A 1,554-nucleotide genomic window follows, 5' to 3' on the forward strand; every position below is an offset into this window, starting at 1 on the left:
TGATACGGTTGAATGTGGAGAGTCGTGGGGATGTAGCGTTGATGGAAGATAAGACTGCGGAATTGTTGGGGTTGATTCGGTCGTAACTACAGGGTTATCCGTTATCCTTCACAATGCATTGTTTAACCAAGAAAGGAGCTGATTAATCGAGTTCCTTTTTTGGTTATGGCATTACCAAAAATACTGGTTCGGCTGATTTTAACGAATTAAAAATGATGCAATGCTTAATTCCAGGCCTTTCATCGCATCGTGCATAAGCAAATCTGGTTTTTAAGGGGAAGGAATTTGTTCAGGATGATGCAAATGCGCGAATACGTTTCTCTAATAATCGTTATGTGTTCATAATCAAACATCACAATCACATTTAGAAGATATAGTAAATATGAATTTAGTTAGAGAGTCATTTATAAGGGATGTTGGTAAAGAACTACTTGAAGAAAATGTTGCTATATTTGCTGGTGCAGGAATGTCAGCGGGTGCAGGGTTTGTTAATTGGTCAGAATTACTGAGGCCAATAGCCGAAGAACTTGGGTTAGATGTTGAAAAGGAATCCGACTTAGTTTCATTAGCTCAGTACCACTGTAATGCAAATGGTAATAATCGTAGTCAGCTCAACCAAAGACTTATAGAAGAGTTTTCACAAGATGCAGAGTTAACTGAAAATCATGAAATTTTGAGTAGGCTTCCTATAAAAACATTTTGGACTACTAATTATGACAAGCTAATTGAAAAGTCTTTGTCATCATTAGGAAAAATTGCAGACGTTAAATTTACAACAAATCAACTTTCAACGACCAAGCCAAAAAGAGATGCCATCGTTTATAAAATGCATGGCGATGTTGAGCATGCTCATGACGCAGTATTAACCAAAGATGATTACGAACGTTACCATGTTAAGATGGATCAATACCTTTCTGCATTGAAGGGTGATCTTATTTCAAAATTATTCATATTTATTGGATTTAGTTTTACTGATCCGAATTTGGACTATATCTTGAGCAGAGTTCGTGTGGCATATAATGGTAGTCAGCGCCGCCATTATTGCTTTATAAAGAAAATAGAATTAGAAGAAGGCGAAAGCGAAGCTGATTTTAGATATAGGGAAAGAAAACAAGAGCTTTTTGTTAACGATCTAAACAGATTCAATATTAAAGCCATTTTAATTGATGATTATTCTGAAATTACTGAATTACTCCGGGTAATTGAGTTTAACTATAAAAAGAAAACTATATTTATTTCAGGTGCAGCACACGAGTATGGAGCGTATGGAGAAAAGGAAACTCTCAAGTTCGTTCATAGACTTAGCGGGAAGTTAATATCTGAAGGCTATAAAGTAGTATCTGGATTTGGCTTAGGCATTGGAAGTTCCGTAATTTCAGGTGCTCTTGAGCAGATCTACATGAAAGGAAATAGCACAATTAACGACCAGTTAGTGCTAAGACCATTCCCGCAAAGTTCCTCAGGCTCTTCCTCTCTAAGAGACCTTTGGACTAACTATAGCCTGAATCCGTAAGGTTTTGATTGCACCGGAAGAATTTTACCAATTTAATATAA

1 protein-coding gene is annotated in these 1,554 nt (G+C 36.4%); it reads left to right on the top strand.

Going from position 1 to position 1,554, the window contains the following annotated elements; translation table 11 throughout:
* Window positions 1-382: 382 nt before the first annotated feature.
* A complete protein-coding gene (locus KDK14_RS16910) occupies window positions 383-1,513 on the top strand; it encodes an SIR2 family protein (protein WP_257266354.1) in 1,131 nt (376 codons plus the stop codon).
* The last annotated feature ends 41 nt before the right edge of the window (window positions 1,514-1,554 follow it).

The sequence above is a fragment of the Endozoicomonas sp. ONNA2 genome (genome assembly GCF_024606365.1).
GTDB lineage: Bacteria > Pseudomonadota > Gammaproteobacteria > Pseudomonadales > Endozoicomonadaceae > Endozoicomonas.

Coding starts and splice junctions, on each gene's coding strand:
- KDK14_RS16910 (WP_257266354.1), top strand. CDS start 383: ATGAATTTAGTTAGAGAGTCATTTATAAGGGATGTTGGTAAAGAACTA.